The organism is Microcoleus sp. BR0-C5 (assembly GCF_036705045.1).
In the GTDB taxonomy this organism is placed as follows: Bacteria; Cyanobacteriota; Cyanobacteriia; order Cyanobacteriales; family Microcoleaceae; genus Microcoleus.
The window spans coordinates 44,655-70,479 of the sequence record NZ_JAUBTR010000029.1 but is presented as its reverse complement, the minus strand read 5'-3'; the positions used below and the strand labels follow the sequence as shown (position 1 = coordinate 70,479).

Annotated in this window: 23 protein-coding genes and 1 pseudogene; 14 read left to right on the top strand and 10 right to left on the bottom strand. The window is 45.4% G+C overall.

Annotated elements, in window-relative coordinates:
- Positions 1–157 precede the first annotated feature (157 nt).
- Entirely contained in the window at positions 158–1,009 is an 852-nt protein-coding gene (locus tag QUB08_RS15985) for a hypothetical protein (protein WP_333225639.1), read from the top strand.
- Positions 1,010–1,547: 538 nt separating this feature from the next.
- On the opposite strand, the gene QUB08_RS15980 is transcribed toward QUB08_RS15985, so the two are convergent.
- Complete coding sequence (locus QUB08_RS15980) at positions 1,548–2,492, bottom strand: glutathione S-transferase C-terminal domain-containing protein (protein ID WP_333225650.1); 945 nt, start codon at positions 2,490–2,492, stop codon at positions 1,548–1,550.
- Between the two features lie 229 nt (positions 2,493–2,721).
- Here QUB08_RS15980 and QUB08_RS15975 point away from each other — a divergent pair, with 229 nt between their 5' ends.
- Both QUB08_RS15975 and QUB08_RS15970 read left to right on the top strand, forming a co-directional pair.
- On the top strand, positions 2,722–2,946 hold the full coding sequence (locus tag QUB08_RS15975) for an addiction module protein (RefSeq protein WP_333225638.1): 225 nt from the start codon (positions 2,722–2,724) through the stop codon (positions 2,944–2,946).
- Between the two features lie 3 nt (positions 2,947–2,949).
- Positions 2,950–3,246, top strand: a complete 297-nt coding sequence (locus tag QUB08_RS15970) for a type II toxin-antitoxin system RelE/ParE family toxin (protein WP_333225637.1) — start codon at positions 2,950–2,952, stop codon at positions 3,244–3,246.
- Positions 3,247–3,305: 59 nt separating this feature from the next.
- On the opposite strand, the gene QUB08_RS15965 is transcribed toward QUB08_RS15970, so the two are convergent.
- Positions 3,306–4,208, bottom strand: a complete 903-nt coding sequence (locus QUB08_RS15965) for a hypothetical protein (RefSeq protein WP_333225636.1) — start codon at positions 4,206–4,208, stop codon at positions 3,306–3,308.
- Positions 4,209–4,538: 330 nt separating this feature from the next.
- Here QUB08_RS15965 and QUB08_RS15960 point away from each other — a divergent pair, with 330 nt between their 5' ends.
- Positions 4,539–5,480: a class I SAM-dependent methyltransferase gene (locus tag QUB08_RS15960; RefSeq protein ID WP_333225635.1), complete on the top strand. Its 942-nt coding sequence runs from the start codon at positions 4,539–4,541 to the stop codon at positions 5,478–5,480.
- Positions 5,481–5,734: 254 nt separating this feature from the next.
- Here the strand turns inward: QUB08_RS15960 and QUB08_RS15955 are convergent, their stop codons facing one another.
- Positions 5,735–6,046: a HigA family addiction module antitoxin gene (locus QUB08_RS15955; RefSeq protein WP_333225634.1), complete on the bottom strand. Its 312-nt coding sequence runs from the start codon at positions 6,044–6,046 to the stop codon at positions 5,735–5,737.
- A 95-nt stretch (positions 6,047–6,141) separates the two neighbouring features.
- Here QUB08_RS15955 and QUB08_RS15950 point away from each other — a divergent pair, with 95 nt between their 5' ends.
- The 3 genes from QUB08_RS15950 (at position 6,142) to QUB08_RS15940 (ending at position 7,341) form a co-directional block, all read left to right on the top strand.
- A complete protein-coding gene (locus tag QUB08_RS15950) occupies positions 6,142–6,516 on the top strand; it encodes a DUF433 domain-containing protein (RefSeq protein ID WP_333225633.1) in 375 nt (124 codons plus the stop codon).
- Positions 6,513–6,908, top strand: coding sequence for a DUF5615 family PIN-like protein (locus tag QUB08_RS15945; RefSeq protein ID WP_333225632.1), 396 nt, complete (start codon positions 6,513–6,515; stop codon positions 6,906–6,908). Before QUB08_RS15950 ends, QUB08_RS15945 begins: the two co-directional genes overlap by 4 nt.
- Positions 6,909–7,017: 109 nt before the next feature.
- The gene (locus QUB08_RS15940) at positions 7,018–7,341 is read left to right on the top strand and encodes a hypothetical protein (protein WP_333225631.1); all 324 of its coding nucleotides are present in this window, start codon (positions 7,018–7,020) and stop codon (positions 7,339–7,341) included.
- Between the two features lie 32 nt (positions 7,342–7,373).
- Here QUB08_RS15940 and QUB08_RS15935 read toward each other — a convergent pair whose 3' ends face one another.
- Positions 7,374–8,726, bottom strand: coding sequence for a cytochrome P450 (locus tag QUB08_RS15935; protein ID WP_333225630.1), 1,353 nt, complete (start codon positions 8,724–8,726; stop codon positions 7,374–7,376).
- Between QUB08_RS15935 and QUB08_RS15930 the strand changes: the two genes are divergently transcribed.
- The 3 genes and pseudogenes from QUB08_RS15930 to QUB08_RS32165 all read left to right on the top strand — a co-directional run.
- A complete protein-coding gene (locus QUB08_RS15930; protein ID WP_333225629.1) occupies positions 8,720–8,863 on the top strand; it encodes a hypothetical protein in 144 nt (47 codons plus the stop codon). The genes QUB08_RS15935 and QUB08_RS15930 overlap by 7 nt on opposite strands.
- 895 nt (positions 8,864–9,758) lie before the next feature.
- Positions 9,759–10,625: an exosortase-dependent surface protein XDP2 gene (locus QUB08_RS15925; protein WP_333225628.1), complete on the top strand. Its 867-nt coding sequence runs from the start codon at positions 9,759–9,761 to the stop codon at positions 10,623–10,625.
- A gap of 906 nt (positions 10,626–11,531) precedes the next feature.
- A pseudogene (locus QUB08_RS32165) lies at positions 11,532–11,768 on the top strand (ISAzo13-like element transposase-related protein); the annotation flags it as partial.
- A 466-nt stretch (positions 11,769–12,234) separates the two neighbouring features.
- Here QUB08_RS32165 and QUB08_RS15920 read toward each other — a convergent pair.
- The 6 genes from QUB08_RS15920 to QUB08_RS15895 form a co-directional block, all read right to left on the bottom strand.
- Complete coding sequence (locus QUB08_RS15920; protein WP_333225627.1) at positions 12,235–13,095, bottom strand: methylated-DNA--[protein]-cysteine S-methyltransferase; 861 nt, start codon at positions 13,093–13,095, stop codon at positions 12,235–12,237.
- 415 nt (positions 13,096–13,510) lie between these two features.
- Complete coding sequence (locus QUB08_RS15915) at positions 13,511–14,017, bottom strand: MogA/MoaB family molybdenum cofactor biosynthesis protein (RefSeq protein WP_333138588.1); 507 nt, start codon at positions 14,015–14,017, stop codon at positions 13,511–13,513.
- 178 nt (positions 14,018–14,195) lie between these two features.
- Positions 14,196–14,531, bottom strand: a complete 336-nt coding sequence (gene psb28, locus QUB08_RS15910; RefSeq protein WP_333225626.1) for a photosystem II reaction center protein Psb28 — start codon at positions 14,529–14,531, stop codon at positions 14,196–14,198.
- A gap of 349 nt (positions 14,532–14,880) precedes the next feature.
- Complete coding sequence (locus QUB08_RS15905; RefSeq protein WP_333225625.1) at positions 14,881–16,344, bottom strand: DUF1565 domain-containing protein; 1,464 nt, start codon at positions 16,342–16,344, stop codon at positions 14,881–14,883.
- A 327-nt stretch (positions 16,345–16,671) separates the two neighbouring features.
- The gene (locus tag QUB08_RS15900; RefSeq protein WP_333225624.1) at positions 16,672–18,399 is read right to left on the bottom strand and encodes a hypothetical protein; all 1,728 of its coding nucleotides are present in this window, start codon (positions 18,397–18,399) and stop codon (positions 16,672–16,674) included.
- Between the two features lie 321 nt (positions 18,400–18,720).
- Entirely contained in the window at positions 18,721–19,746 is a 1,026-nt protein-coding gene (locus QUB08_RS15895) for an SMP-30/gluconolactonase/LRE family protein (protein ID WP_333225623.1), read from the bottom strand.
- 306 nt (positions 19,747–20,052) lie between these two features.
- Between QUB08_RS15895 and QUB08_RS15890 the strand changes: the two genes are divergently transcribed.
- The 4 genes from QUB08_RS15890 to QUB08_RS15875 all read left to right on the top strand — a co-directional run bounded on the left by QUB08_RS15890 (position 20,053) and on the right by QUB08_RS15875 (position 25,755).
- Positions 20,053–23,163, top strand: coding sequence for a BTAD domain-containing putative transcriptional regulator (locus tag QUB08_RS15890; protein WP_333225622.1), 3,111 nt, complete (start codon positions 20,053–20,055; stop codon positions 23,161–23,163).
- Positions 23,164–23,425: 262 nt separating this feature from the next.
- Positions 23,426–23,947, top strand: coding sequence for a DUF4242 domain-containing protein (locus QUB08_RS15885; protein ID WP_333225621.1), 522 nt, complete (start codon positions 23,426–23,428; stop codon positions 23,945–23,947).
- A gap of 151 nt (positions 23,948–24,098) precedes the next feature.
- Positions 24,099–24,830, top strand: coding sequence for a pre-peptidase C-terminal domain-containing protein (locus QUB08_RS15880; protein WP_333225620.1), 732 nt, complete (start codon positions 24,099–24,101; stop codon positions 24,828–24,830).
- 205 nt (positions 24,831–25,035) lie between these two features.
- Positions 25,036–25,755 carry a peptidylprolyl isomerase gene (locus QUB08_RS15875; protein ID WP_333225619.1) on the top strand — a complete coding sequence of 240 codons (720 nt, stop codon included), beginning with the start codon at positions 25,036–25,038 and terminating at the stop codon, positions 25,753–25,755.
- The last annotated feature ends 70 nt before the right edge of the window (positions 25,756–25,825 follow it).

Below are 25,825 nucleotides of genomic sequence, written 5' to 3'. Positions count from 1 at the left end.
TCGCAATATAAACGCATTCTTAATATTCTGTTTATTCCTTGCTATTGAAACTGTTTCAGAGTAATCTAGTAACCATAAGTCAGTTATAATATTTTCATAAGTTGGATTCACGAAAAATTTCTGCAAGTTTAACTCACATCTCTGGCGCTCAAATCATATGGACACATCTGAAAAGTTTTGTTTTTGTACTCTAGCTGTAGGTGATAGGTATCGTGCTCATGTAAAGATGCTAGCTCAAGATATCCAGACCCATATGCCTTCCACAACTTTATGTATCCTAAGCGATCAACCAGAGCAGTTTAAAGATTTCCCTCATGTTCTGGTGTTCAAGCACCACCTCCAGAGTGTGAAAGGGTATCATGACAAACGTTTCGTTCTTGAAAAAGCTCTCTCACTATTTGAGAGTTGTATGTTTTTAGACTCTGATGTTAGATTGCTAGGCCCTCTAGTAGAAGAAATGAATTGGTCTCCTGGAATTACAGCAAGAGCAGGTACTGATTTGGTCAAACACATACAAAAAATTAAAAATCCGAAAGAAATTGAAGTTATAAAAGCAGCAGGGCAAAAACTAAATATTGATCTTCAACAAGTGAAGTGGCTTCACGAGTTTATGTTTGTCATGAAGAGACAGAATGGATTAGAAGGGGAATTTTTTGAACTTTGGCAGACAATTTCTTACTTTTTTGAAATGCAAGAAATCTATCATGGTGAGGGTTATGCTATGGGGCTAGCTGCGGCTCGAATTGGGATGACATTTGATTTTTTCCGCGAAGACAAATTTCCATTCTTTAAGGATAATATTGAACGAGTAAGAATCCAAAATGGACAAGCAATTATTCAGGAGAAACAAATTTACTTCGACATCCATAAACAGATTGAATATCCCAAACGTTCCCTTTGGGAGAAAATCAACAACAAACTAAGTAAACAGGTTGTGTTTTATTATCGATTATTTAGACTGAGAGTTTTTATTAAAAAAGATCCTAATTATTATAAAATCTTTGGATGAGTATACAAAAAATAATGGCTCTTCATTACTTGGTATGCCAACTTGTATAGAAATGTAGTCAAAACCTTTGCTCCGCAAAGGTTTTGACTATTTATTTAGATGAATTGGGCTAGAATGAGCGATATTTCGTTTAATCCTTATTTAATATTGTTTCCGGTTGCATCGGAATGATTTAACCACAGAGAACGCAGAGAACACAGAGGGAGATAAGAGAGATGAATAATTCCGATGCTACCGGATTTGATATAACAAGGTTTACAGCTTGATTTTGGGTTGTTTAGCATACTACGTACTGAAGAACCAAATATTTCAACCTGAAAGCAGATGATGCAGTAATTTGCAGTATAGAAAATGGAAAAATAGTCATAGAGCCTGTAAATCAGAAAGTTTCCAAATATACCCTAGATGAATTATTAGCAGGCGAAATAGAACCGGGCGAAGAAATCTCTTGGGGAAAACCAGAAGGAGAAGAATTTTGCTAAAATATATCCCCGAACGAGGTCATTTTATTCGCTTCAATTTCGATAATCACAGAGATTTATGGAGAAACCCGGTTTCTGAGCCCTGCGCGATCGTGAGCTTTGAGCAAACTCGCCGGATCGGGCCCAGCGGGGATAATGCAGCCTGGATTCAGCGGGAACAAATTGCCGTAATAATCGCGCTTGACAGCCTCTAAATCGCAAGTGCCAGCAACTCCCGGTAACTGGTACAAATCGCGCAGATAAGCTCCCAAATGCTCGTAATCTTGAATGCGGCGCACATTGCATTTGAACAAGCTGTAATAAACAGCATCAAAACGGAATAGAGTAGTAAAAAGCCGCACGTCTGCTAATGTCACCCGATCGCCACAAAGATAACGACTCCTCAAGAGCGAGCGATCGATCTCGTCTAAAACAGCAAACAATTCACTGCAAGCCGAGTCATAAGCAGCTTGAGATTGCGCGAAACCGCAGCGATAAACGCCGTTATTCACCGATTGGTAAATCTTCTCATTCCACTCGTCAATTTGCGATCGCAAATCCAGAGGATAAAGATCCATTTGACGATTGCCAGCAAACTCGTTAAACTCCGAGTTTAGCATCACAATAATTTCCGAACTCTCGTTATTGACGATCGCCTTTTTCGACTCATCCCACAGCACCGGCACGGTACACCGCCCCTGATAGCCCGGTAAAGCCAACTGATAAAGTTCCGGCATCGTGTTGCAGCCAAAAGTTTCCGACTCCATCACCCACATTCCCCCTTCCGAGGGATAGACAATCGACACGGATATCGCATCTTCCAGCCCTTTGAGCGCCCTCGTCACCAGAGTGCGGTGCGCCCAAGGGCATCCCGTACCCACGAAGAGGCGATACCGTCCCGCAGCGGGCCCGTGAGGGTTGTCTGGTGCAGTGCTGACAAAGTTGCGGAAACTGCTGCTGGGGCGAATGTATGCTCCCGTGCGATCGGGCGGCGCTAGTTTTGACATCATTAATTGCCACATTGATGTCCAGACAAATTTGCCTAGCTTGACTGTTACCGATGAAGGAAGCGATTTGTTTTTCACAATGCGATTAAAAGAGGTTTGCTAACATAATCTGCTTATTTTAACTCACATTGCGAGGTTTATTCCCTTCCAGACTCTTCCTGGGGACGCAGAGCCAGAGGCTCTACCTCGATCTTGGTTTTGAGTTATAATAATCTACTAAGTCCTTGGCGCTTAACTCAAATTTATGGATTTCACAGGCACTTTAAATCAGATCGTCGCCCTCAGCGTTCAAGATCGGATTCGTCTTGTACAAGCAATCTTAGATAGTATAGCGGCAGAACAGGTTCACCCAGACCTGACAGATTTTCAAAAGCAGGAAATCGATCGCCGAATTGATGATTCTGAAGCAAATCCTGATAATGTGCTGACTTGGGAAGAAGTTAAAGCTTCAGTCAAAGCACGAAAATAAACTATGAATTATGCGTTAGTATTCCGTCCCGAAGTTCGTGAAGAAGTGGATGAAGCATACACTTGGTATGAAAGTCAGCAACTAGGACTTGGTGACGAGTTTTTAGACTGTATTGACGAAATGCTCGATCGAATTTGCCAGATGCCGGAGTCCTATCCTTTTGTCTATCGCGATGTTCGGCGATCGGTGGTGCGTCGTTTTCCCTATGCTGTGTATTATCGCATTGTATCAAGCCGAGTGATAGTGACCGCCATTTTTCACGGTAGCAGAGACTCAACAGCATGGCAAACGCGAACCTAACAAGTTCCTTCGTTACCATGCTCTGCCTTCCTCTTTTCCCTCGCCTGGGAACGACTTTTCTAGTATCTGCCAGAGGCTATTTCAGCATAAGCTCGATCGATCAATTGGCGAGCAACCGTCTGAATTCCCGTATGTTCGTAATAATTGGTAGTCATGTCCAAAAACGCCGCCACATAATCCAATTTGTCATCGGTAACATCAACGTATTGCTTGAGATTGCCTAAAACTATGGCGGGAGTTAAGCCGCGAGACTGTACTAAATTGTTCATCCAACCTTGCGCTGATGCGAAAGTAGTTGTCACAAATCCGAACTTTTGTGAATTATTGGCGCCCGGAATTAGGTTGCTGATATTTTGGAATGTTGAGTTTTGCTGCAAGGTTGAAGGATTCAATCCGCCTATAGTATTTTGTGCTACTCGAAGGAAGTCCGGGCCAAGGGGAATTAAACCGTCAGCACAAACTAAAGCAGCCATCCGCATCAGAGATTCGCCTTTGTAATGAGATAAATAATTACCAAAGCTTCCCACATTGTCAAGGGAAATATTGTTAAGTTTGCAGAAGGCAATTAGCTCGATCGCCACTTTGACGCACAAGTCGATCGTTTGAGTTGTGTCAGCTTTGGGAGTAAGGCGGTTGAGAAAGGAAAGAAAGCCGATGTTTTCGCCGATTTTATTCGCCATAGCCGTTGCACCTAACGCACTGTCGGCGCTGTCTGCTAACTGGTAAAGCCTGACTACGCCTTGATAGGGTTCGTTGGGGTTAGCGTAAAGCTCGATCGTGCGATCGCGAATTTTCTCAACTAATTTACGCTTTGTTTCCCCTGTCACCGCTTGAATAGTATTATCAAAACCCGTTAGATTATTCCACTCCCCCGGAACCACAAAATCGAGAGATTTTAACATCATCACAGTCACGCCACCAGACGGCAAATTGTCAACCAGTTCCGCAATAGATTTGCTCATCACAAACTCCTGAATAACCCGATTTAAAGTCTTCTTCTAAATACTCCAACTTCGGCAAATCCGATTCCAGATTCCAGATAAATTCCCCCGAACTAAGTAGGTAAGCACAAATAAATATTACACGACCAGATCCAGTTTTGCAATCCTCTGAGCTTTTCTCTCTTCTCTAACTCTGCGTTCTTTGCGCCCTCTGCGGTTCATTAAAAAAAGTCTTTTCCACAAAACATTTGCATTTCACTCCCCAGCACAAAGTTAAGTTTCATTATATTGACAACTCAAAATCCTCGCACTGTGTTACAATAATTGGCGCCAAATAGAAAAACATAAAACATGACGGTTGCAGTTAACAAAACTCCGGGATTAGCCTCGCGTTTAGTAAATGGCGTACTCTCCATCAAGCCTTTGGCTAATCTAGCCAAGCACCAAGCGCGGGAAATGATGATAAAAAGAGGAGAAAAAATCGGAGTGCATTGGCGACAAGAATCGCAAGCACTTTTGGCTCGGAATTGGGAGGCAGAATTGCTCAGCGTCCAAAATCCCGATCTTGTTTACCCGAAATATTATCTAACTTCATTCCACGCTTATGAAAAAGGTAATATGAGTTGGGAAGCTGCTACAGAAGTTGAAGTGGCTGCCCGTACAGTTCACGCCACAATTTGGCCGGAAGCGGGTGCAGAAGGCGATGCTAAACTCCGCGCCAGCTATCACGAAGTCATCAAATCTCAAATTGCTTCTTCACCGCAAGATATTGTTGATTTGGGATGCAGCGTGGGAATGAGTACCTTTGCCCTTGGGGATGTTTACCCGGAAGCGAAGATGACAGGGGTAGAGTTGTCGCCTTATTTTTTAGCAGTTGCTAAATACCGTTCTCAACAGCGAGAAGCTGAATTGTTAAATCAAAAATCTCCGACTTGGGTTCACGCTGCTGCTGAATCTACTGGTTTGCCTGCGAATGCTTTCGATTTAGTTTCTATTTGTTTAGTTTGTCACGAATTGCCGCAAAAAGCTACTAGAGAAGTGTTCAGGGAAGCGAGGCGTTTGCTGCGTGTTGGCGGACATTTGACAATTATGGATATGAATCCTCAGTCGGAAGTTTATGCCAAAATGCCTCCTTATATTTTGACTTTGCTCAAGAGTACGGAGCCTTATTTGGATCAGTATTTTGGGTTGGATATTGAGCAAGCTTTGGTAGATTCCGGTTTTGCACAGCCGACAATCACTTGCAATACAGTCCGACACCGAACAATTGTTGCTGAGGCAATAATTAGTTAAGGTTGGTGTTGGGAAACTGTTAGGGGTTAATGATATCAAATGTGGTTGGTTCTAAATGATATCAAATCGGGTTAGCTTGGAATTATACCCAGGGTGCGATCGTCTCTGTTTGCGAACCTTTATCGCGAACTAGGACGATCGCGCGACACTCGGGAAGTTATTATTTCGATGCCAGTTAAATCAAGTTGTAGAGTGCTTCAGACATTGATTATTTCGATTTGAAGAGGTTTTCCGAGCTGACGCACCGCTGGATACTATGCCACCGTAGATACTTTTTCGTACTCTTCACTGTGTTTTTGCACTGCATCCCAAATATCAACTTTTTGCTGAAGATTCAGCCACAGTTGAGGGCCATTCCCCAACGCTTTCCCAATCCGAATTGCCATATCTACTGTAATTGGTCTTTGACCTAAAACAATTTCGTTGACACTACGGCGGGATACACCAAGTATCTCAGCAAACCTGGTTTGAGTCATTTCAATATCTTCAAGCACATCTGAAATGACCTCGCCCGGATGCACTGGTCTTACTTTCCTCCCTTGAATAATGTCTTTTATGTCTTTCATACAACTTTCCTTTCGGTTGAAGTTAAATTTTAGGTGGGTTTACTGAGCTTGTCAGATGAGATACAATAGAGTCGAAGCCTAAAAGGTTATAGGTTATGACTCCGGTATCCGACAAACAAGCGACTATTATCCGTACAGAGCGAGGACTGACGATTTCAGGCACTCGATTGACTCTATACGATGTCATAGATTTTCTGAAAGCTGAGTATTCACCAAAATTGATTCGTAATAAATTTAACCTGACAGACGATCAAATTAACGCTGCTCTGTCTTATATTGAAGCAAATCGCACTCAAATCGAAACTGAATATCAACAGGTATTACAAACAAGATCAGAAATTCGCTCCTATTGGGAAAATCGCAACCGCGAAAGGTTCGATCGCATTGCAATGATGCCTCACAAGCCCGGACAAGAAGCTCTTTGGGCAAAACTTGAGCAGCAAAAAGCGAGACGTGCGGCACAGCAATGATGACTTTTCTAGTTGACTTTAACCTTGACGGCTATGCTCTTCTTTTGCTCGGAATCTTGACAAAACTCGGTTGGCTTGAACTCGTATCGATCCGATTTGTTACTTTTAGGGAAGCTGGATTATCGATGGACGCTAACGATCGTTTGGTTTGGTGTTATGCTCAAGAAAATCAAATGATGATACTCACAGCAAACCGAAACATGAAGGGTGATGATTCACTTGAACAGGTGATGCGTGAGGAAAATACAGCAGATTCGTTTCCTGTAGTGACAATTGCAGATATCGATCGCCTTGACGAATTTGACTACCGAGAGCGATGTGTTGAGCGTCTGGTTGAGATTGTTCTAGACGTTGACAATTATATGGGAGTTGGTCGGTTATTCATTCCGTAATATCGACATCAATTTACCTAATTCGATCGCACTAGGGGTACAATTAACACAGTTAGACAGCAGTCTGAGCTACAACATTGTGATCCAACCCTAAATGAAGGACATCATCATGAACCCCACAGCCCCCTCTCAAAACATCCTCGATTGTTTGCAGGTTATTTTGGATGCCACGGCATCGAAAAATTACGAGCTTTTTACTACAGTGGGCGATGCAGGCTACAAAGCGAGCATTACACAACAAATGTTTGACGATGTTAGCGAGCAGCTCGCTTCACGCCTGCAAAAGGGATATTCAATTACTTATTTTGGTGATATAAAACAAGGTAATTATCCGATTTATTTGTGGAAGCTGAGTTTTGAAGATGGTGGAGATGAATTTGTGGCACACATGACTATGAATGGAGACAAAGTTGCTGGGATTTTCATCGAATGACATATCTTGCTGGACACCGCGTGTGACTAAATCTAGCGCCGATCGCCCACAACCGTTAATCGAAACCGATCGGGCGGCACAAAGGTGATTCCCCGGCGCGCCGGACGAATTGGCCGATCGAGATTCGATACAAACTCACGGGAAGACAGGACCGTCGCTAAAACCAGCTTCATTTCAAACATCGATAACGCCATCCCGATGCAGCTTCGACTCCCGCCTCCAAAGGGTAAAAATTCAGAGGCGGAAAACTTGCGTTCTAAAAAGCGATCGGGGTTGAACCCGGCGGGATTTTCGTAGGTTTCAGGCCGACGGTGGGCCAAATAGACACAGGGGATTAAAATTGTTCCCGGTTGATATGTATACCCTTCTAGTTCGATCGTCCGTTTCACCTTGCGCGGCTGCGAAATTAAGGCAATTGGATAAACCCGCAGCGCTTCCTTGCAGACTGCTGTTAAGTAGGGCGACTGCGAAAGCGCGATCGGATCGGGATTCTCGCCTAATTCATCCAATTCCTTCCGCAACGTCGCAAGGCATTCGGGAAACTGATGCAGCCAGTAAAACGCCCAAGTCAACGCCGATCCAGTCGTTTCATGTCCCAATAACAACAGCGTCATCAACTGATCGCGCAATTCTCGATCGCGGATGGATTCGCCCGTGTCGTCGCGGGCCATCATCAACACCGACAGAATATCCGTGCGAGACGAATCGAGAGAATGCGATCGCCTTTCGGCAATTTCCTCATAAATCAGCGAGTCAATCTGCGCCATTTGCTCCAAAAACTGCCCCCACGGACTCCAAGAGCCCAAATTTTGCTGCAACGGTTCAAAGAAAAATTGGATTGAGTACAGCTCAGAGGTAATTGCTTCTAAAAGTTGGCTGAGCAAGTGTTTAAGCTGTTCGTAGCGCTCTCCAGGCACCAATCCGAAGACAACTTGCAGGATTACTTGCAGTGAAATTTCTGACATTTCTTGGCGCACTGCGATCGCATCTTGGGCTTTCCAATTCTGTGTTTGCTTTCGCGTCAAATCCACGATCAAGTGCCCTTGACTGTGCAACTGTTCTCGATGCAGTGCCGGCATTAATAGCTGTCGCTGTCGCAGATGTCGCGCCCCTTGGTTCATAATTAGCGATTCTGTTCCCACCAGCGGGCGAAATACGTTGGTGACTTTGCCAAATTCAAAGGCATCAGCCAAGGTGGTAAACACTGCCTGAACGGCTTCTGGATTGCCCAGGAACACGACGGGGGGCGAAGCTGGCCCCAGTACGCGGGCGGTAAATGTATCGCCGTATTTGGCTTGGTTGCGGTCGAAAAATGCGATCGGATCGGCTACCAGCGACAGGGTTTGGAACAGGGCGGGAGAACGAGATCCGGTGGGCAATGTCATTGCAAAAATTGGCGGTACACAATATTTCTAGTTTATATCGATCGACCTTGCACCCTGAAATTTATTTGTGGTCGATCGACTTGGGGCTAGAAACCTGGTTTTTAAGCCAAGGTAAATTACGGGATCGATCGGCTTAGGATTGATACTCCCCAGGGCTTCAGCCCTGGGGATTCTTGAATGAATCCGAGAACTCTCAAAGGCGTTATCACAGCACCTCTATACGCTCAAAACAACTACCAGTACAAAGGGTATTGCAATTGCGCTTACTTTTAAATTGTTTGCTTTCATCCCACATTCCGCACTTCAATTTGTCGTGTAGCAAGTAATACCATAATTCTGAGTTATTTGAAATTTGTTTGCGTAAATATATTTAGGTTTTTTGTATTTTAGTGTTTGCAAAGCTACTAAGTATATGTAATAATTACATATTACATCTTGAAGTGCAGAAGGTGGGTTTCATAATCCATCACTTTTGCCAGATAGGTACGCTTCACATTCTGCCGTTACTGGTCAGTTATAGCCTTTCTTACAAAGGTGAGGTACGAATTTCGACCTGAAAAGCTTGGTAATATAGGGTTTTGGTATACCTCATCTATCTGAGAACCGCTATATACAGGCTTATTACTCCTCAAGGATTGTGGGGGCTGCGCGCTCGCCGGGATTGTCTGATTTGTAGCATATTTACGGGAAAACGGTACGTGGATAGTGCTTTGCCGTAGCTTGCATGATAGTTGCCCCTCTAAGTTGACATTCCCAACTTAGGACAGTTTGGGATTTATAACGGTAGAATAGGGCTTTCAATGCTTTGCAACGACCAAATAAAGCTGACGCGCATCTAAATTTAATATTTTGCAGCCTGGAGTCCTTGGAGTAAGGGTTTGGGCAAAAAATTTAAGTGCGTAACAGCTTAACGTTGTAAAGCATCTATAAAGACTTCTTAAAGATTAGATGAAGAGTGGGATAAAATGTTACAACTCAGAAAAAGTAATACATAATCAAAATATAGAAACAAATATAACTAAGTAAATTGCCATGAGCACTAAATTATTCCCCGCCCTAGCCACAGTCGCCGCCACTGTAAGCATGATCGTCTGCCAGTCACCCGCCAAAGCCTTTAATTTCACAACTAACTTGACAACTTCCGGCGTTCCTGATGCTAAAGGCGATATTTTGCTAAAGTCAGTTACATACGGCGGTAAAACAACTAGCGATTTTGCTTTTGTCACTGCTGTAAACATTATCAGCAACACGCCGATTAAAAATCGTTTAGATCCTCTAAAATACACCAGCAACCCTGAAGACAAGACAAAAAGTAATGATAACAGTGGCGCAGCTAGTACGGATAAGGGAGATCGCGCCAGTTCCCCAATAGTAAATGGAAAAGCCGTAGAAGTATCGGGTATTAATAACCCAACTGGTGCTAACATGGCTGCTTACTTGGGCAACAATAACCTGAACAATATCATTGATACTGAAGATGAGGGTGATTTTAAACTTAACCTATCGTTTGGCAAAGCAGTAAGTAACTTACTTTTTTGGGAACGGGGTATGAATAGTACGATTAGAGTGCAAGCTTTGGATGCGATGGGAAACCTGATTGGAAACCTTCTAAATCTTAACTCTAGTAGTTGGGGAAAGGCTGGATACGGCATTAACACTCAAGAAATTGACAGTGCTCAAGCTGTGGGCGCATGGGGCGTTAGCTTAGCAGATTTGGGTGTAAATAGTCCCATTAGCGCTATCCAAGTAAGTAGTTTTGGTTCAAAGGGGGATAATGGCCCTGACTTTAAAGTAATAGGTGCAGAACCAGTTCCCGAACCTTTGACCATGACAGGTTTACTCTTGGGTGCTAGTGGTATGATCGCTGCACGTCGTCGCCGCATGACCAAAAATGCTTGAGATAATTTCTTGATTTTTAATTTGAGAAGTTTTAATTATCTCGCTCGCGATCGCGTTGAGATTTAGTTGCTACGGGTACAGGATGGGCTAGTAAGAATTGCTCATTCTGTGCTTTTTTTATTTGAGGACTTAGGGGCTTGCAATTAAATCTAACCCCAGTTATCTTAGAAGAGTAAGAAATAAAAAATCTGACATGAGCGGTTGTGACATCTGTAATTGGGATGCGAGAAATAATCTTGAATGAAACCGTTAAATCGACGTTCAAGGATGCTGCAAAGAAACTGACAGGCGCCGTCGAGACTTTATGGCAAAAGTGGCTGAAGACTACTTCAATACTTGGGTTCGCACAGTATAAACATTTATGGGATGGAACCGCTTCAGCGTTCAACTGGGTTTACATGAACGATGAACCGGGTTGATTTGTGTTGATAATTACCAGGCGCGATGGCGACATAAAAGTGAAATTTTGCTACCCAATAAAGATGCCAATATTCGTTCTTTAGTAGATACCGAGTGCTAGGTAGATCCCAAGTTTCAATCGACATTTTTGGATGCTCGGATTAGTACCAAGGCGGTAGTATCAGCATTAGTTAGGGCTTGCTGAATAGAACTAGAAGCTATGACTGCCAACGGTTTCAAGATTTTTAAACACAAAAAAGTGCTTTTGTTATGACGTTTTTTGGCTCAAAATCCTTGAATTTCGGTGGAAAATTGTGGAGTAAATTTGGGAATCCATCTCCGAATCTCCCATTTTTCAAGCTGTTTGGCATCTAGATTCGATTTGTGCGCTTTTTCAGCAAGCCCTAGTTAGTCAAAAGAACTACGATAACTCACAATTGCCTTCTAGTCAGACAATTGGCACGATTTTAAATCGAATGGGGTATCGCCTAAAAAAACACAAAAAACCAAGCCGTTGAAAAACTTCCCGAAACTGATGCCATTTTTGAGAATGTATTGAAGGAGAATCAAGCCTCTGATCAAGATATTAAGTCTCTACGAATATCAATCGATACCAAAGCAAAAGTTAAAATTGGCAACCTCTCACGGGGCGGTAAATCCCGAACCTTTGAACCTAAGTCAGCAGATGACCATAATCCGGAGTGGCAAGCCATATTAGTCCCCCTTTGGAATTCTGAACAATAAAGAGTGACCAATTATCTATTTATATGGAACATTCCGCTTAAACCACTGATTTTATAGTCGATTGTCTAACGGATTTGTGGCACAATAACTAATCTGATTACACCGAACTGGAAGAATTGGTGATTAACCTTGATGGTGGCCAGGCAATTAGAAGCGATCGCACACAATTAAGGATCGAAAACTTAATAAATTAAGCACCTCCTACAGTCTTCTCTCCTGTAAGTTGCGATATCAAAGGAGGCAGAGCCTCCGGATCTGCATTACCAGGCAGAGCGAAAGTAACAAGCAATCGCTTAAGTTATTAAATTTTCATTTCTAATCAAACGTATCGTCGAGTGCATCTCAGACAATTGGTTTAAAAATCAGACTAATTTACTATCCACCCTATCGATCGACCGCAGGCGCTCTGAAATGTATTTGCGGTGGATTGCTTAGACAAGTAGCAAAAATAGTCATGCTACCCCGATCAATCGCAGATTGTACGGCTAGCTTCCCAGCCTAACATGACTGTTTTACGCTCTAATCCCCAGCCATAGCCACCGAGTTCTCCAGATTCTCGAATGACTCGGTGACACGGAATTAGATAGCCGATCGGATTTTTACCGATCGCATTTCCTACAGCTCTAGCAGCAGTTGGGCGAGCTACCATTTGAGCTATACTCTGATAAGTGGCGATCGCACCAAATGGCAATTGCAAAAGTGCTCGCCAAACTTGAATCTGAAAGTTAGTGCCTTTTACCAAGAGCGTTAGTGGTTTTTGCTCGCTGAGAGTTTCTGAATTGAAAATCAGGTCACGTAATGATTGAGTGCCTTGCTCATCACGAATGATTTCAGCGTTTTTCCATGCCAATTGCAGTCTTTGTGTGGCGGTTTGTTCGTCTGTTGTATCGAAAAAATAAAGATTACAAATACCACGGGTAGTTGTAGCAATTAGAGATGTGCCAAACGGGGTATCATGAATGCCATAACGAATTTGTAAACCTGCTCCGCCTGCTTTGAACTCCCCTGGTGACATTGCTTCTAAGTTCACAAATAAATCGTGTAATCGTCCTGGACTCGATAGTCTCACGTCCAATGTTAGGTCGAGAAGGCTTTTAGTCTGAGTAATTTTTGACTTGGCATATTCAACTGTCAGATATTGCAAAAACCGCTTGGGGCTAATGCCGGCCCATTGAGTAAATAGCCGTTGAAAATGATATTCACTAAGTCCTATGTGTTGGGCCACAGTTGCCAGATTGGGCTGGTTTAGGTGGTGTTGTCGCATAAAGGCGATCGCCCGAGCAATCCGGTGATAATCTTCGCTAGCATAGACACTCGCATTCTGCATCGAAATCATCTAGTCTAAATCAATAGAATGTTGATATTTCCTTACTTTAACCCTAGAGTAGGCTCAAAGCCACCCGTTTCTTGCGGTGCATACAGCCAGTCGATTTTAGATTTTAGATTTTAGATTTTAGATTGAAGAGATTAGACTTGCATTACCAAAGTCGGAAAATATCCTGAATTATCTGCGTCGCTCCGTGTTTATCTGTCTTACATCTGCGGTTTCTGTTGAGTCGATTTGAGATTTGAGATTTGAGATTTTCGATTGAAGAAATGGAAGAGATTGAAGAAAGCTACCTCATTGCTAAACCCGGGGGCTGGCGATGAGGATTCAAAGCTTTTTTCTCTCTCCACGGATTGCATCGAGGGGCTTGTAACCAAATTTCTTGATTGTCAGTCAATTAACCGAACTTTCGCTCTCACCCTCCGCGCAACTGCGTTACCAAGTGAACTAATTCCGGTAAAATTAGCTTTTCCACAGCTAGTTTCACGCCATTGCTAGAGCCCGGAAGAGAAAAGACTAACTTGCCTTTATACACGCCTGCAACGGCGCGAGAGGCGATCGCCCTTGAACCAATTTCTTGATAGCTCAAAAACCGAAATATCTCACCAAATCCTGGTAAAATCCTGTCTAGCAAACTCTCCATCACATCATAGGTCGTATCTCGGGGAGCGATGCCCGTGCCGCCGTTAAAAATGATTGCATCCACATCTTCACGCTGGGAAAAAGCCTGCATTTGCAATACAATTTTGGCCGCATCATCTTTAACAACAGTGTAAGCTACCACAGAGTGACCCGCATCTTTTAGCAGCTTCTTAGTTAACAAGCCGCTATTGTCGGTTTCAGCCGAGCGCGTGTCGCTAACAGTAATGATAGCGCAATTTACGGTTATTTTAGATAAATCGGGGTGAGGAATTTGCGTCATATAACAGATGTTGAAGGAAAAAGGAAGAAGCAAGAAGGAAGAGGGAATCAGGAAAAGGGAAGAGGGAATAAGTCATTAGTTAGTTGTGATTTTTTCGTTGTTAGTTATTCATTATCAAATAACCAATAACCAATAACCCATGCCCATACCCCATGCCCCATGCCCTATTCCCCATCAATTATGCCTTGTTAAATCCTAAGCCGTTTGCTTCCGAGTATCGTTCCATAAAACGCATAAATCGCTCCCATTCTTCGGGACTTCTCATTAAATAAAGAGCTTCCAAACCTGCAGGCTGACCGTTGATGAACTTAGCCTTAACCTCGCGAGTGAGGAGCTCGCCTTCTTCGTCAATCATGTACATTCCAGTAATGTCTTCGGTACTGGTGCTGCTGAGAGCTTTGGGATTTTCAAAGATAAACGTGGCAGTGCCTTGAGCTCCCGTTTTAGAACGGGTTAGGCGCACTTCGGGCACAGCATCTTCGTCTATACCCCGAGAGAATTGAATTTTAGCCATAATCTGACAGTCGAACCTTAAGGATTGCTTAATTTCTTAATGTTTAATCATAAAACGATTCGGGTACTCGCAAATCAAGACTTGGGAGAGTGGCAGTAGGTGAGAGTGGGTGAGAGTGGGGCAGAGTGGGGAAATCGGAGACAAGGGAGAGGGGAGATGGGTTGGTTCTTCTGAGATATTCCACCCTTCTCAATAATCCGTTCAGGGCGGGCAGGATGCCCAACCCCTACTCCCCACAAGAAAATCTACTCTTTGTGGAACAGGCCCGAAAGCCTGTTAATCGAGAATGGTGCTCTGGGCGTGAGTTCTCTGTACCCCAAGTTATCCTCTCCCTTGTCTCCCAATTCCCTTAGACGATGTAGGGAGAGTTAATGGGCTCGGCTCGGTTTGTGGCTACCAGAGTTTGGTAGATGAGGGCGGATATCTCGCCACGGGTGATGTCGTGGGCGGGGGCAAGCTTTTCGCGCGCGGGATAGTTGACCACGATTTTGTGCTCTGTGGCGGTTGCTATCTCGTCGGTGGCAAAACTGGGAATCTGAGCTTGATCGACATAAACGCTCAAAGAATTGGGGTTGCCGCCGCCCAACTGCAAGCCGTTTACCAAAGATACGATCGCCTGAACTTTAGTCAAATTCTGCTCCGGGCGAAACGTGCTGTCGGGGTATCCAGCCAAAAAGCCAGCTCGATTAGCTTGGACGATCGCTCCCTTGGCCCAAAAATCCGCCGCCACATCCTTAAAAACCGTCGCCTCACGGCGCGGCACCAATTCAAACGCCTTCGCCAACATAGCCGCATACTGAGCTCTAGTTACAATCTCGTAAGGTTGAAAAGTGCCGTTGGGAAACCCGCTAACAATATTCATCTTTGCTAAGCGATCGATAAAATCCTTAGCCCAATGCGTGCTGATGTCGCTAAACTTTAGCTCGCCCGGAGTCGGAGTTGGCGTCACATTGCCCAAATCAAATAAACCTTTCACCCGCGAAGAATTGAGCTGATTTCCCACCGCAGAAATCTTAACCCCAGTCGCGTTTTGCAAGTCTAATTCACCGTTATTCAGAAAAATATTGCCGCCCAAATCTTGAGCATTACCAATATCTGGCAGCGACTTCCCCACCGCTGTCAAACCGTCTTCCGTATTTTTTTCGATGCGATTATTGCGTAAAATGGGCTGAGATTCCCCCGCTAAAACGATACCGGAGCGATTTTCCAAAATTTGGTTATCAGCAATCAAAGGAGCCGACTGAGCTTGCAGAGAAATGCCGAAACCCGTCTTTTGAAAAATATTGCGCCGTATTACTCCCTTAGCAGTTCCCGCCATAATCACCCCAGCCGCAGAGTTTGCCACAAATATGTTGTCGAGAATCGCAGGATTAGCGCTGCCCGTGGCAAAAACGCCTTCGCGCTGGCATTGAGTGAAAGTGCAGTTAGCCACAGTCGGAGAAGTTGACTCAATCCAGACTCCCGTGCCACGACTATCGAGATTAGTAACAGTTACTCCGCGCAATTGGGAATTAGTTGCTAGTAGTATGGTGATATTTTGGCCTGCAGCGGTGGGACTGACAAATTTGCCGCTGCCTTGAATCAGAATGCCTCTACCTTTGTTAGTTTCATTGCCAATAACTTTTACTCCAGAGGGAATTTCCAAGGGGAATTTTTCGGCACTAGCAGCGCTGTAAGTTCCCGCTGCTAGCTGAATCGTAGTTCCCGATGCAGTGCGGGCGATGAGCGCGCGGGCTATAGTTTTGAATGGGGCTGATTGGCTGCCGACTGCGGAATCGCGGCCTGTTGCTGGGTTGACGTAAAGTGTTGTCATGTTTTTGTTGAAGAGATAATTTGCGATCGAGTTTTTGTGCAATTTTCATTGTCTGTGAACTTGACACCGAATCTATATTCACCTTGGATTGCCGAGGTTATTTAATTGCAGGATATCTGCAACATTACCCCTCAGAAGTGCCAACCGCAGGGGGATTACCCCTACAAATCACTAAACTACTAATTTTAGGGTCGCAAACCGGGTTTTTTGCCTCCGGTTCAACCGGAAAACCAAGAGTTTTAGTCAAGAAAGCCGATTTTGTTCTCGTTCTCAGTCAGGGGATGGTAAGGCATTTATTTCTGGGTGTGAGCCTTCTTAACTTCCCGCCTATTTCACAATACAATACGCATCCAAAACCACTACAATTTGATTCTGAAAAACAGCACAGCTTGTCATTGCTGAAGCTAAGGCGGGAATTTTCCCTTGTTCGAGAGAAAGCCTCGCCTCCGGTGTAGAGTCAAATTGATTTAGCCAGCCATCATCCTTTACATACTCAAGATTAAAAGAATTGCGATCGAGCATCCAAAAATCAATTCCATAGCTATTCATGAAACTTTGCAATACAGCTCGATCGGGAGTGTATTGAGCGCGAATTAAATCGTTAACTCGCTGCCGATATCTGCTGTAGTAGCCTTTATGAAAAGGCACTGCATATTCCTTTGCCACCAAAACCGAACGCTGACTAAATGTTGGCAAATGATCCGTATCGGTCGCGAGCGAAGCTATCAGGATATCTTTAGGTTGTTGCTCAAAAAATTTGTACAAATCCGGCATTTTACCTTCTACATAGCCGACTGTGGGAAATTTTTTGGCAAAGCAGGGATAAAGCACCACTGCGACAGCTATGAGCGCTGTCGTAATTAGTGCAACTAGGCTTTTAAAATGAAATGTTGTTGCGGTTCTTGATGCCCAATAACCGACTCCATCGATAATTAAAGTTAGTGCGATAGCAGTTATTAAAACAACAATAAATCGCAAGCTATAGGCCGTATAGCGACCTGGGTTATACAACTTAAAAATGGTAGCGTGAGCCGCAAAAAACATCGCTGATGATGCTAAAAATAGCTGAAGCAAAAGCCAGATTTTGCTTTGAATCTGATTTGCTAAGGGAAAAGCCGATCGCAAAAACAGCAGCAGCGGAAATAAGAGCCCGACACAGTGAGTTACAGGCGTAAACAGTGACTTGGGAAACATCCCGCTGCCCCGCCCTGTCAACCAATAATCTTTAGGATTTGGACGAAAAAAAGCATTTCTGCCGTCTGGTGCAAATTCGGCCATTTGCTTCGCTTCTGCTGCGGTATAAGTTGGGCCAAACTCAGAGTTATCTAAGGCATAGGGCAGCATTACTAAAAAAATAACTCCCAAACCTGTACTGCAAAATAGGTAATTAGTTCGATCGCCCGACAAGCGCAAACCGCCCTTTTCCCAGCATAGCAGCCGCAAAACTAAAATTCCGGCAGCAACCAAGGCGTAAGGAGGATAGAATAGTCCGATAAGTGCGATCGCTCCCAAACAAGGCAGCAAGGAACTGCGCGACAAATAATATAAAAAAGCCAGAAATATCGGATATATAAAAGCTCTTGGCGTTGTGGAAGCCAAATCATCGGTCATCCACATATGCTGATTTAGCAGCAAAGATGCAATAAATCCAGTCATCGGCACTGGCAACATTTCTAGACACAGGCCAAAACAGTAATAAGTCGAGATTAAGCCGAGAAATAGCGGCAATATTTTGTGAAGTAATAGCGGGTGAATGCCAACTGTTGCTGCTACTTTGTAGAGCGTGCTGTATCCTGCGGGGGCGACAGATTGAAAGTAATTAGCAATGAAATCGTTGGGGAATAATTCAGGATCGACAAATCGCATCATCCAGAAAACGTGCTGCCTCGCATCGTCTTGCACTATATACTCGGCGCTAAAGACTTGCTTGAGTCCTAAAACACCATAAACTGCGGCAAAAGTCAAGCTCAGAGTCAACCAAAATATTGTGCGCGATCGGGATTTGCGATCGACTGTAGCAGTTAGAAATTTGTGCAACCGAGCTATTAATACCATTTTATATTTTAGATTTTAGAATAGGGAATGACTGATTTTCCAAAGTACGATTATACAGCATATTCGGTGGTTCATGAAGTACAGTAGCAGCTATATTATGTGGTGTTAATCGGTAGGTGCGTCGCTCCTTCATATTTGATAAAGATTGCAGATTGACGGTTTGCGACGCACCTTACTCGCGTCTCTCTTCTTGTGTGTACCACATATACATGGAATATGCTGTATCATGCCCGGTCAATTACCCCTAATAAAAAGTGTTTGCCGTAAGGAATAAAGTCCTCACGACAAACCGCTTTATTTTCAACTTCGCCCTATTTTAGATTATTTTCCAGCCCGCACGCCCGCAATTTTAAGGCGAATCCGATACAGACTTGTACTTCCCGTAATATAAAGCGTTTTGCGATCGCTTTCTCCCCAAGCCAAATTAGTCGCCGTCTCAGGCACAGAAATCTTCCCCAAAAGCTTGCCATCCGGCGAAAAAATCCACACTCCCCCCGGCCCGGTGCTGTAAACATTCCCCTCTAAATCAACTTTTAAACCGTCGGGAACTCCGCTTTGACTGGCGTCTTTTAAATCCGCAAAAAGCCGCTCATTTGTAACAGTTCCGTCTGGTTTTACATCGAAAACGGCAATGTATCCCGCTTCCGAATTGTTGACATAAAGTTTTTGCTCGTCTGGTGAAAAAGCGATGCCGTTCGGCAGCACCAAATCCTTAACCAGCAGAGTTAATTTTCCATCGGGTGCCAGTCGGTAAACACCGTAAAAGCCCAATTCTTCCTGGTCTTTACTAACACCGTAGGACGGATCGGTAAAATAAATACTGCCGTCGGATTTAACAACCAAATCGTTCGGACTGTTGAGCCGCTTACCCTCGTATCTATCCACCAATGTGATAACTTTGCCGTCCTTTTCTGTGCGGGATACGCGCCGATTTTCGTGTTCGCCAGTAAGTAAGCGGTTTTCTTTGTCTAAAGTATTCCCGTTGGCTTTTCCCGAAGGGCGGCGAAATACCTCAACTTGCTGATTTGATGCGAATTTATAGATAATATTGGCGGGAATATCGCTGAACAGCAAAAAGCCGTCTGGATGCCAAATCGGGCCTTCTATAAATTGGAAGTCGCCAGCTAGTTTTTCTAGTTTGGCGCTGTCATCGAGAATACTTTGCATGGTATTTTTTTTGTTCGGGTTTGCCGTTTGGGCGGTCAAGGTTGTCAAATCAGATGTTAATTGGTTGGACAAATTGCTGTCAGTGAAAGGTTTTAACAGATGATTCTTGAAAAGCGTGTTGCTGAATGCTAGAGTCAAAACTATAAACAAGAGGCTGAGGGTAGCAATCTTGGCGATCATGTTGGCCTTGTTAATTGCATTGAGTGAGATTGGGAGTGAAATCGATCCTACCGCATCTATATTACATTTATATTAAAAATACAAAAGTGGGCATAGTTCAAACAGATTGCCGCAGGGATAACATAGTATAGTAATGTCATTTAAATTTGCGATCGCCACCTGCTGATATCATTTCCGGTTGCATCAGCCCTGTAATAAAATCGAGTCAACAGTCAACAATCATTCCGGTGCAACCGGAAATGATATGACATTCCTGAAGTTAACACACCGGAGCATGGATTAAAATCACAAATAATATCTAGCTATATGCTTCCTACCTTAGATATCAAACTACTAGGCGGATTCTGCCTTTCCTGTGCAGACAAGCCCGTTGTCAGTGTCACCACAGAGCGCCCGCAAGCTTTGTTGGCTTACCTGGTACTGCATCGGGATATCCCGCAAACCCGTCAGCGGCTTGCCTTTCTATTCTGGGCCGATTCCACCGAGGCCCAAGCTCGCACCAACTTGCGCCGGGAATTGCATCACCTGCGTCAGGGACTCCCCGATGCCGATCGCTACCTGCTGGCGGATGCCAAAACCCTGCAATGGAATCCCCATGCACATTTCGTGCTGGATGTGGCTGAGTTTGAACGGGCATTCGCCGCCGCAGAAGCAGCGGAACGAGCCGCAGATGTTAACGGTGCCAGAACAGCCTGGGAGCAAGCGATCGCGCTTTACGGCGGTGATTTGCTGCCGAGTTGTGAGGATGAGTGGATTTTTCCAGAGCGCGAACACCTGCGACAGAAATTGCTCCACGCACTCGAATCTCTGACTCGCCTGTCGGAAGCTCAGGGTGATTATCGGGCTGCAATCCGCTCTGCACAGCGCTTACTGGAGATCGATCCATTGCACGAAACCAGCTACGCAGCTTTGATGCGATCGCACCATTTGAACGGTGATCGCGCCAATGCACTGCAAGTCTACCACCGCTGCATGACTTTGCTGCGCGAGGAACTAGGAGTTGACCCTAGTGCGATCACTCGCAAGCTCTACGAGCAACTGTTGCTGGAAGACGAAGCGCCCGACATTCAACCCTCCTCTCACTCCGCTGGGCAGCCCCAAACGAATTTGTTTCCCTCACCTTTGGCTTTGTCGCCTTTAGTGGGACGCGATCGCGAATGGGCATCGATTCAGCAGTGGGCAAAGCCGATACTGCTTGGGAACTGCGGCGCGCTCGCTAACGCTGAGGTATCGCCAGTGCTCTTGCTCGCGGGCGAACCCGGAATCGGCAAAACTCGCTTGCTCGAAGAGCTGCGAGCAACGGCACAGGCGGTTCAAGTGCTGTGGGGACGAGGATTTGCCGCCGAGATGGTGCGACCCTACGGCATCTGGATTGATGCTTTGCGATCGATCGTTATTCCCCCCGCCCTAAACATTCCGCCGGAGCTAGGTTTCTTGCTACCAGAGCTCGCTCAACCTGGGAAAGCTCCGCCAGATCGCAGTCATCTGTTTGATGCGGTGGTACAATTGCTGGCTCAATCTGCCAGTGAGGCTGCGTTAATCGTCATTCTGGATGACATTCACTGGATCGATGAAGCTTCATCGGCATTGCTGCACTACGCCATCCGCTTGCTGAGTCATAAGCCGATTTTATTCGCCTGCACCGGGCGTTCCAGGGAACTAGAGGAGAATGCGGGGATCTCGCGGGTGGTGCAGGCACTCAGACGAGAACGACGGCTGCTAACGCTGGAATTGCATCCTTTCGATCGACAACAAACGGCTGAATTGATTCGCAGACAGCAAGCGGTTAATCCGTTAGAGCTATCTCCAGAAGCGGTCGATCGCATATTTATCGATAGTGGGGGGAATCCCCTGTTTGCCCTGGAAGTTGCCCGGGCATTGTCCCAGGATCGGTCTACTCATGCTGATAATTTAGAGGCTTTGATCCGCGATCGCCTCCACCAATTGGATGACATGGCTCGCGAATTTTTGCCTTGGGCTGCTGCATTGGGGCGGAGCTTTAAACCGACAGCGGTGGCTCATGTGGCCGACTATCCGCTGCCGAAATTGCTGATGGCGATCGAACAGCTCGAACAACAAACCATTATCCGTCCCAGCGCTTCAGTCGGTGACGAAATGGGCTATGACTTTGCTCACGATATTGTGCGTCAGGCTGTCTACCGGCAGTTGTCACAACCGCGCCGCCATTTGATACATTTGCAAATTGCTCATAAGTTCCATCAACTCTCCACCCCAGACGGCGCTTGGGCTGGCGATATTGCCCGTCACGCGGCCATCGGGGGCGATCGAGAATTAGCAGCGTCTAGCGCCTTCTGTGCCGCCGAACGCTGCCTGAAATTGTTTGCCTACGCGGAAGCATCAGAATTAGCTCAGCTTGGGATCGAGCAGTGTCAAGGACTTGACGATCGCACTCGGATTGAATTGCATTTAAAATTGCTGCGGGTTAGCGCGATCGCAGGCGTTACGGGCGATCGAGTTTCTCAACTCGACAGCGAGGTGCACCGCTTAATCGATCAAGCAAATGCTCTAGGGTTAGAAGAAGCAGAAGCCACGGGACTTGAGGCCTTGGTGATCCTGCATTTCGATCGCAGCAACTTCGCTAACGTTCATCAACACTCGCTGCGGGCAGCAGAGGTAAGTCGGGCATCCAGTCCAGCTACTGCCGTGCGATTGCTGGTATATAGCGGGTCTTGCTTGGCTGAAATTGGACGGGAAATGACGCGGGCAGAAGCTTTGTTGCTGGAGGCACAGTCCCTGGCGGGGAGAGTTGGCGCTACAAACATCGGAATTCCCCAAGGGTTGGGTGCCGTACACCGCCATCACGGGAACTATGCCCAAGCGCGAACTCTGTTGCAACAGGCGTGGCGATTGGCCGCGGCCCAGCAGGATCGCTGGTGCGAGTGTTATAACCTCAGCTATTTGGCGATGACGGAACTGGAAGCTGGCGATCCGGCGGCGGCCTTGCCTTATTGTCAGGAAATGGCGATCGTCGGAGCCAAAATCAAAGGCGAAGGCAGTGAAGGTGCTATCGCCCAGGCACTTTTAGCTTTAGCGAACTATCAGCTTCAGCAAATTGGAGCCGATGCTGCTTTGGAGCGGGCGATCGCGACTTTGCAACAGGTGGATGCCAAACGGATGCTGTCTTATGTGCTGATTGGGGCGGCTCAAGTGGATTTAGAGTGCGATCGACCTCTTTTAGCAACAGCCCGCGGCGAAGCAGCTTTAGAAGCTGCTCAGACGGTCGATCATCCCAGCGAGATTGCTCTGGCTTGGGCAATTTTGATTCAGGGTGCTTTAGCTTTGGGCGATCGAGAAGGGGCGACTGCGCGGTTTGAATCGCTGCGAGATCGCATCGATCGTCCTGCGCTGAGTTTCCGCGCCCGCACTGCTGTCGATCGGGCGATCGAACAGATTTAGTCATTAGTTATTAGTCATTAGTCATTAGTCATTATAGCAATCCGATCTGAGTCTCACAACACAACGCCCTCTTGTCTTCCTAGACTTCTTGTATAGCAAGACTTTCAGATTTTACAGATCTAGAAAATCACTTAGGATTGCTATAGTCGTAAGTCATTAGTCATTGGTGATTGGTTATTAGAACAAACAAATAACCAACAGTCAACAGTCAACAGCCAACAGTCAACAGTCAACAGTCATTACTAATTAAGAGGAAGTAATTATGTCTCTCATCAAAGTTGAAACAACGACCGATCGACCAATAACCGCAGAAATGTTAGCTGATACGCGAGTTTTGGATTGTCTTGGGGCAAGAAATGCCAAGTGGTGCTACTCTTTACTGTCAGCCGATCGCGATCGCATGATTTGCACCTTTGAGGCACCAGATGCAGAGTCTGTGCGACAAGCTTATCGCCAAGCCGATGTTGGATTTAGCAAGGTTTGGACAGCCCGAGTTATTGAACCTGAAGGTGTGCCACCTGTATGGAACGAACCAATCCTCAAGGTGTGGGAGGGAAGCTATCCGAACGGCTTTACCGATGAAGAGTGGAACGAAGCCAATCGATTAATTTTAGCGTGCTATCAGGAACGGGGTATTGAATGGGTGCGTTCCTCTACGTCGCTGGATAAAACTCGCGTGGTGTGCGAACTGAACGCGCCCGATGCGGAAGTGATTCGAGAAGCCCACGGTAAAGCTGGGATTCCCTTCGATCGCGTTTGGTGTGCCGAAGTTCTCAAACCTTGAATTGGCGCGGACGATCGTGCTTGGATGCTTTGGGAACGCTTCGAGAACGCTTTCGGAACGGTTTCGGAACGATGGCCTCGTTAGATTGATATCAAGTTAATCAAACAACCAGCAAATTAACTCATCCCTTTACACTTTAAGGAGAAACAAAATGGCTGAATTTGACTTTGGTACCTTGATCCGCGATGCTAATCCCGCAGGTAAGCGTGAATTCGTTGGCAATACCGATATTAAAGACACCTACAGTTTTCGTCTGGGTAACGATAGCAATATCAACATCGCCCTGACTAATATGACCGCTAATGCCAATGTTCGATTGTTCCGAGACTTCAACGGCAATGGTGTACGCGATACCAACGATTCACAGATTTCAGCATCAACTCGTTTTGGCAACCAACCTGACTCAATTAACGTGTCATCTGGGCTTACCAACGTTGATGCAGGTAGCTACCTAATTGAAGTCGATCGAGTTGGTACTGTTAATACCCAATACGATTTAAGAGTCTCAACCAATGCCATTAGCAAACCTAGCAATCTCGTCACAGCGGAGACAGAGGTAGGAACGCTGACTTCTTCCCGCACTTTCACCGCAGAGACAATCTCTAATGCTGATACCTCTGATAGCTACCATTTTGCTGTCAACTCAAGCCGCAATTTCCGCTTTAATCTCAGCGGTTTAAGTGGTGATATGGATATACGGCTGATTAACGATCGCAATAACGATTCAGTGGTAGATGCAAGTGAAATCATTGCTAGTTCAAATCTGGGTAGCAATCAATCTGAGTCAATTACTCAGTTCTTGACTCCAGGTAGCACCTACTATCTTCAAGTTTATCAATACAGTAGCGGTGGCAGCTACAACATGAACATGACTCCTGTCTAACAGCTAGAGGGTTTTTTCAAACCAGGAGATCCCCCCTAGCCCCCCTTAAGAAGGGGGGGACAAGAGCATTCAAATTCCCCCTTCTTAAGGGGGATTTAGGGGGATTGGAGTCTGAGAGGTCGAAGTCAAAATCCGTCTTCTTCCTTCTCTGGTTTACATCCGTTAAATCCGTTACAAAATCCGTTGCCGAACTTCCTTCTGCTATATGAACGCAGTTTTACAAATAGGAAATCGCACAATCAATGGGGAGGGAATTATTCCTCGACTTGCCAGCTACCAAATGCTGCCCCAATTATGTCGCGAGAGCATCATTGATGAAGCGATCGCCCCCATTGATTGCACCGCCGAAGAAATCGCGAATGTCCGCCAGCAGTTCTACGAACAAAATCAACTGATCGATGAAACCACACAGCAGCTTTGGCTAAAAAAGCACGGGATGAGTCGGGAATTTTTAGAGACAGTTTTCATTCCCCGGCTGCTCAAAATTGAGAAATTCAAATACCAAACTTGGCATCACAAACTAGAGTCATATTTTCTGCAACGCAAGCGATCGCTAGATCGAGTCATCTATTCTTTGATTCGGGTTAAAGAGGCAGAAATGGCGCGAGAACTGTATTTTCGGATTCAAGAAAAAGAGCAATCCTTTGCCGAACTCGCGCGCGAGTATTCCCAAGGCCCAGAAGCTCAAGTCAATGGGATTCTTGGCCCGGCGGAACTCGGCACAATCCACCCGAATTTGGCGCATCTGTTGACCATCAGCGGGCCCGGTCAGCTTTGGCATCCTATCCGCATAGAAGAATGGCTGGTAATTGTCAGATTAGAAACATTGATTCCGGCGCAGTTCGATGTAGCCATGCGTCAACGTTTGCTCCGCGAACTGTTTGAAAATTGGGTGCAAGAACAGATGCGTATCTCTATTCTCTAACTCTGCGTTCTCTGCGTTCTCTGCGGTTAAATCGTTCAGAAACAACCGTAAACGATATAATCCCTGCCAA

Excerpts from the sequence above, each read along its gene's own strand:
- QUB08_RS15985 (WP_333225639.1), top strand. The coding sequence starts at position 158 with ATGGACACATCTGAAAAGTTTTGTTTTTGTACTCTAGCTGTAGGTGAT.
- QUB08_RS15980 (WP_333225650.1), bottom strand. The coding sequence starts at position 2,492 with ATGTGGCAATTAATGATGTCAAAACTAGCGCCGCCCGATCGCACGGGA.
- QUB08_RS15975 (WP_333225638.1), top strand. The coding sequence starts at position 2,722 with ATGGATTTCACAGGCACTTTAAATCAGATCGTCGCCCTCAGCGTTCAA.
- QUB08_RS15970 (WP_333225637.1), top strand. The coding sequence starts at position 2,950 with ATGAATTATGCGTTAGTATTCCGTCCCGAAGTTCGTGAAGAAGTGGAT.
- QUB08_RS15965 (WP_333225636.1), bottom strand. The coding sequence starts at position 4,208 with ATGAGCAAATCTATTGCGGAACTGGTTGACAATTTGCCGTCTGGTGGC.
- QUB08_RS15960 (WP_333225635.1), top strand. The coding sequence starts at position 4,539 with ATGACGGTTGCAGTTAACAAAACTCCGGGATTAGCCTCGCGTTTAGTA.
- QUB08_RS15955 (WP_333225634.1), bottom strand. The coding sequence starts at position 6,046 with ATGAAAGACATAAAAGACATTATTCAAGGGAGGAAAGTAAGACCAGTG.
- QUB08_RS15950 (WP_333225633.1), top strand. The coding sequence starts at position 6,142 with ATGACTCCGGTATCCGACAAACAAGCGACTATTATCCGTACAGAGCGA.
- QUB08_RS15945 (WP_333225632.1), top strand. The coding sequence starts at position 6,513 with ATGATGACTTTTCTAGTTGACTTTAACCTTGACGGCTATGCTCTTCTT.
- QUB08_RS15940 (WP_333225631.1), top strand. The coding sequence starts at position 7,018 with ATGAACCCCACAGCCCCCTCTCAAAACATCCTCGATTGTTTGCAGGTT.
- QUB08_RS15930 (WP_333225629.1), top strand. The coding sequence starts at position 8,720 with ATGTCATTGCAAAAATTGGCGGTACACAATATTTCTAGTTTATATCGA.
- QUB08_RS15935 (WP_333225630.1), bottom strand. The coding sequence starts at position 8,726 with ATGACATTGCCCACCGGATCTCGTTCTCCCGCCCTGTTCCAAACCCTG.
- QUB08_RS15925 (WP_333225628.1), top strand. The coding sequence starts at position 9,759 with ATGAGCACTAAATTATTCCCCGCCCTAGCCACAGTCGCCGCCACTGTA.
- QUB08_RS15920 (WP_333225627.1), bottom strand. The coding sequence starts at position 13,095 with ATGCAGAATGCGAGTGTCTATGCTAGCGAAGATTATCACCGGATTGCT.
- QUB08_RS15915 (WP_333138588.1), bottom strand. The coding sequence starts at position 14,017 with ATGACGCAAATTCCTCACCCCGATTTATCTAAAATAACCGTAAATTGC.
- psb28 (WP_333225626.1), bottom strand. The coding sequence starts at position 14,531 with ATGGCTAAAATTCAATTCTCTCGGGGTATAGACGAAGATGCTGTGCCC.
- QUB08_RS15905 (WP_333225625.1), bottom strand. The coding sequence starts at position 16,344 with ATGACAACACTTTACGTCAACCCAGCAACAGGCCGCGATTCCGCAGTC.
- QUB08_RS15900 (WP_333225624.1), bottom strand. The coding sequence starts at position 18,399 with ATGGTATTAATAGCTCGGTTGCACAAATTTCTAACTGCTACAGTCGAT.
- QUB08_RS15895 (WP_333225623.1), bottom strand. The coding sequence starts at position 19,746 with ATGATCGCCAAGATTGCTACCCTCAGCCTCTTGTTTATAGTTTTGACT.
- QUB08_RS15890 (WP_333225622.1), top strand. The coding sequence starts at position 20,053 with ATGCTTCCTACCTTAGATATCAAACTACTAGGCGGATTCTGCCTTTCC.
- QUB08_RS15885 (WP_333225621.1), top strand. The coding sequence starts at position 23,426 with ATGTCTCTCATCAAAGTTGAAACAACGACCGATCGACCAATAACCGCA.
- QUB08_RS15880 (WP_333225620.1), top strand. The coding sequence starts at position 24,099 with ATGGCTGAATTTGACTTTGGTACCTTGATCCGCGATGCTAATCCCGCA.
- QUB08_RS15875 (WP_333225619.1), top strand. The coding sequence starts at position 25,036 with ATGAACGCAGTTTTACAAATAGGAAATCGCACAATCAATGGGGAGGGA.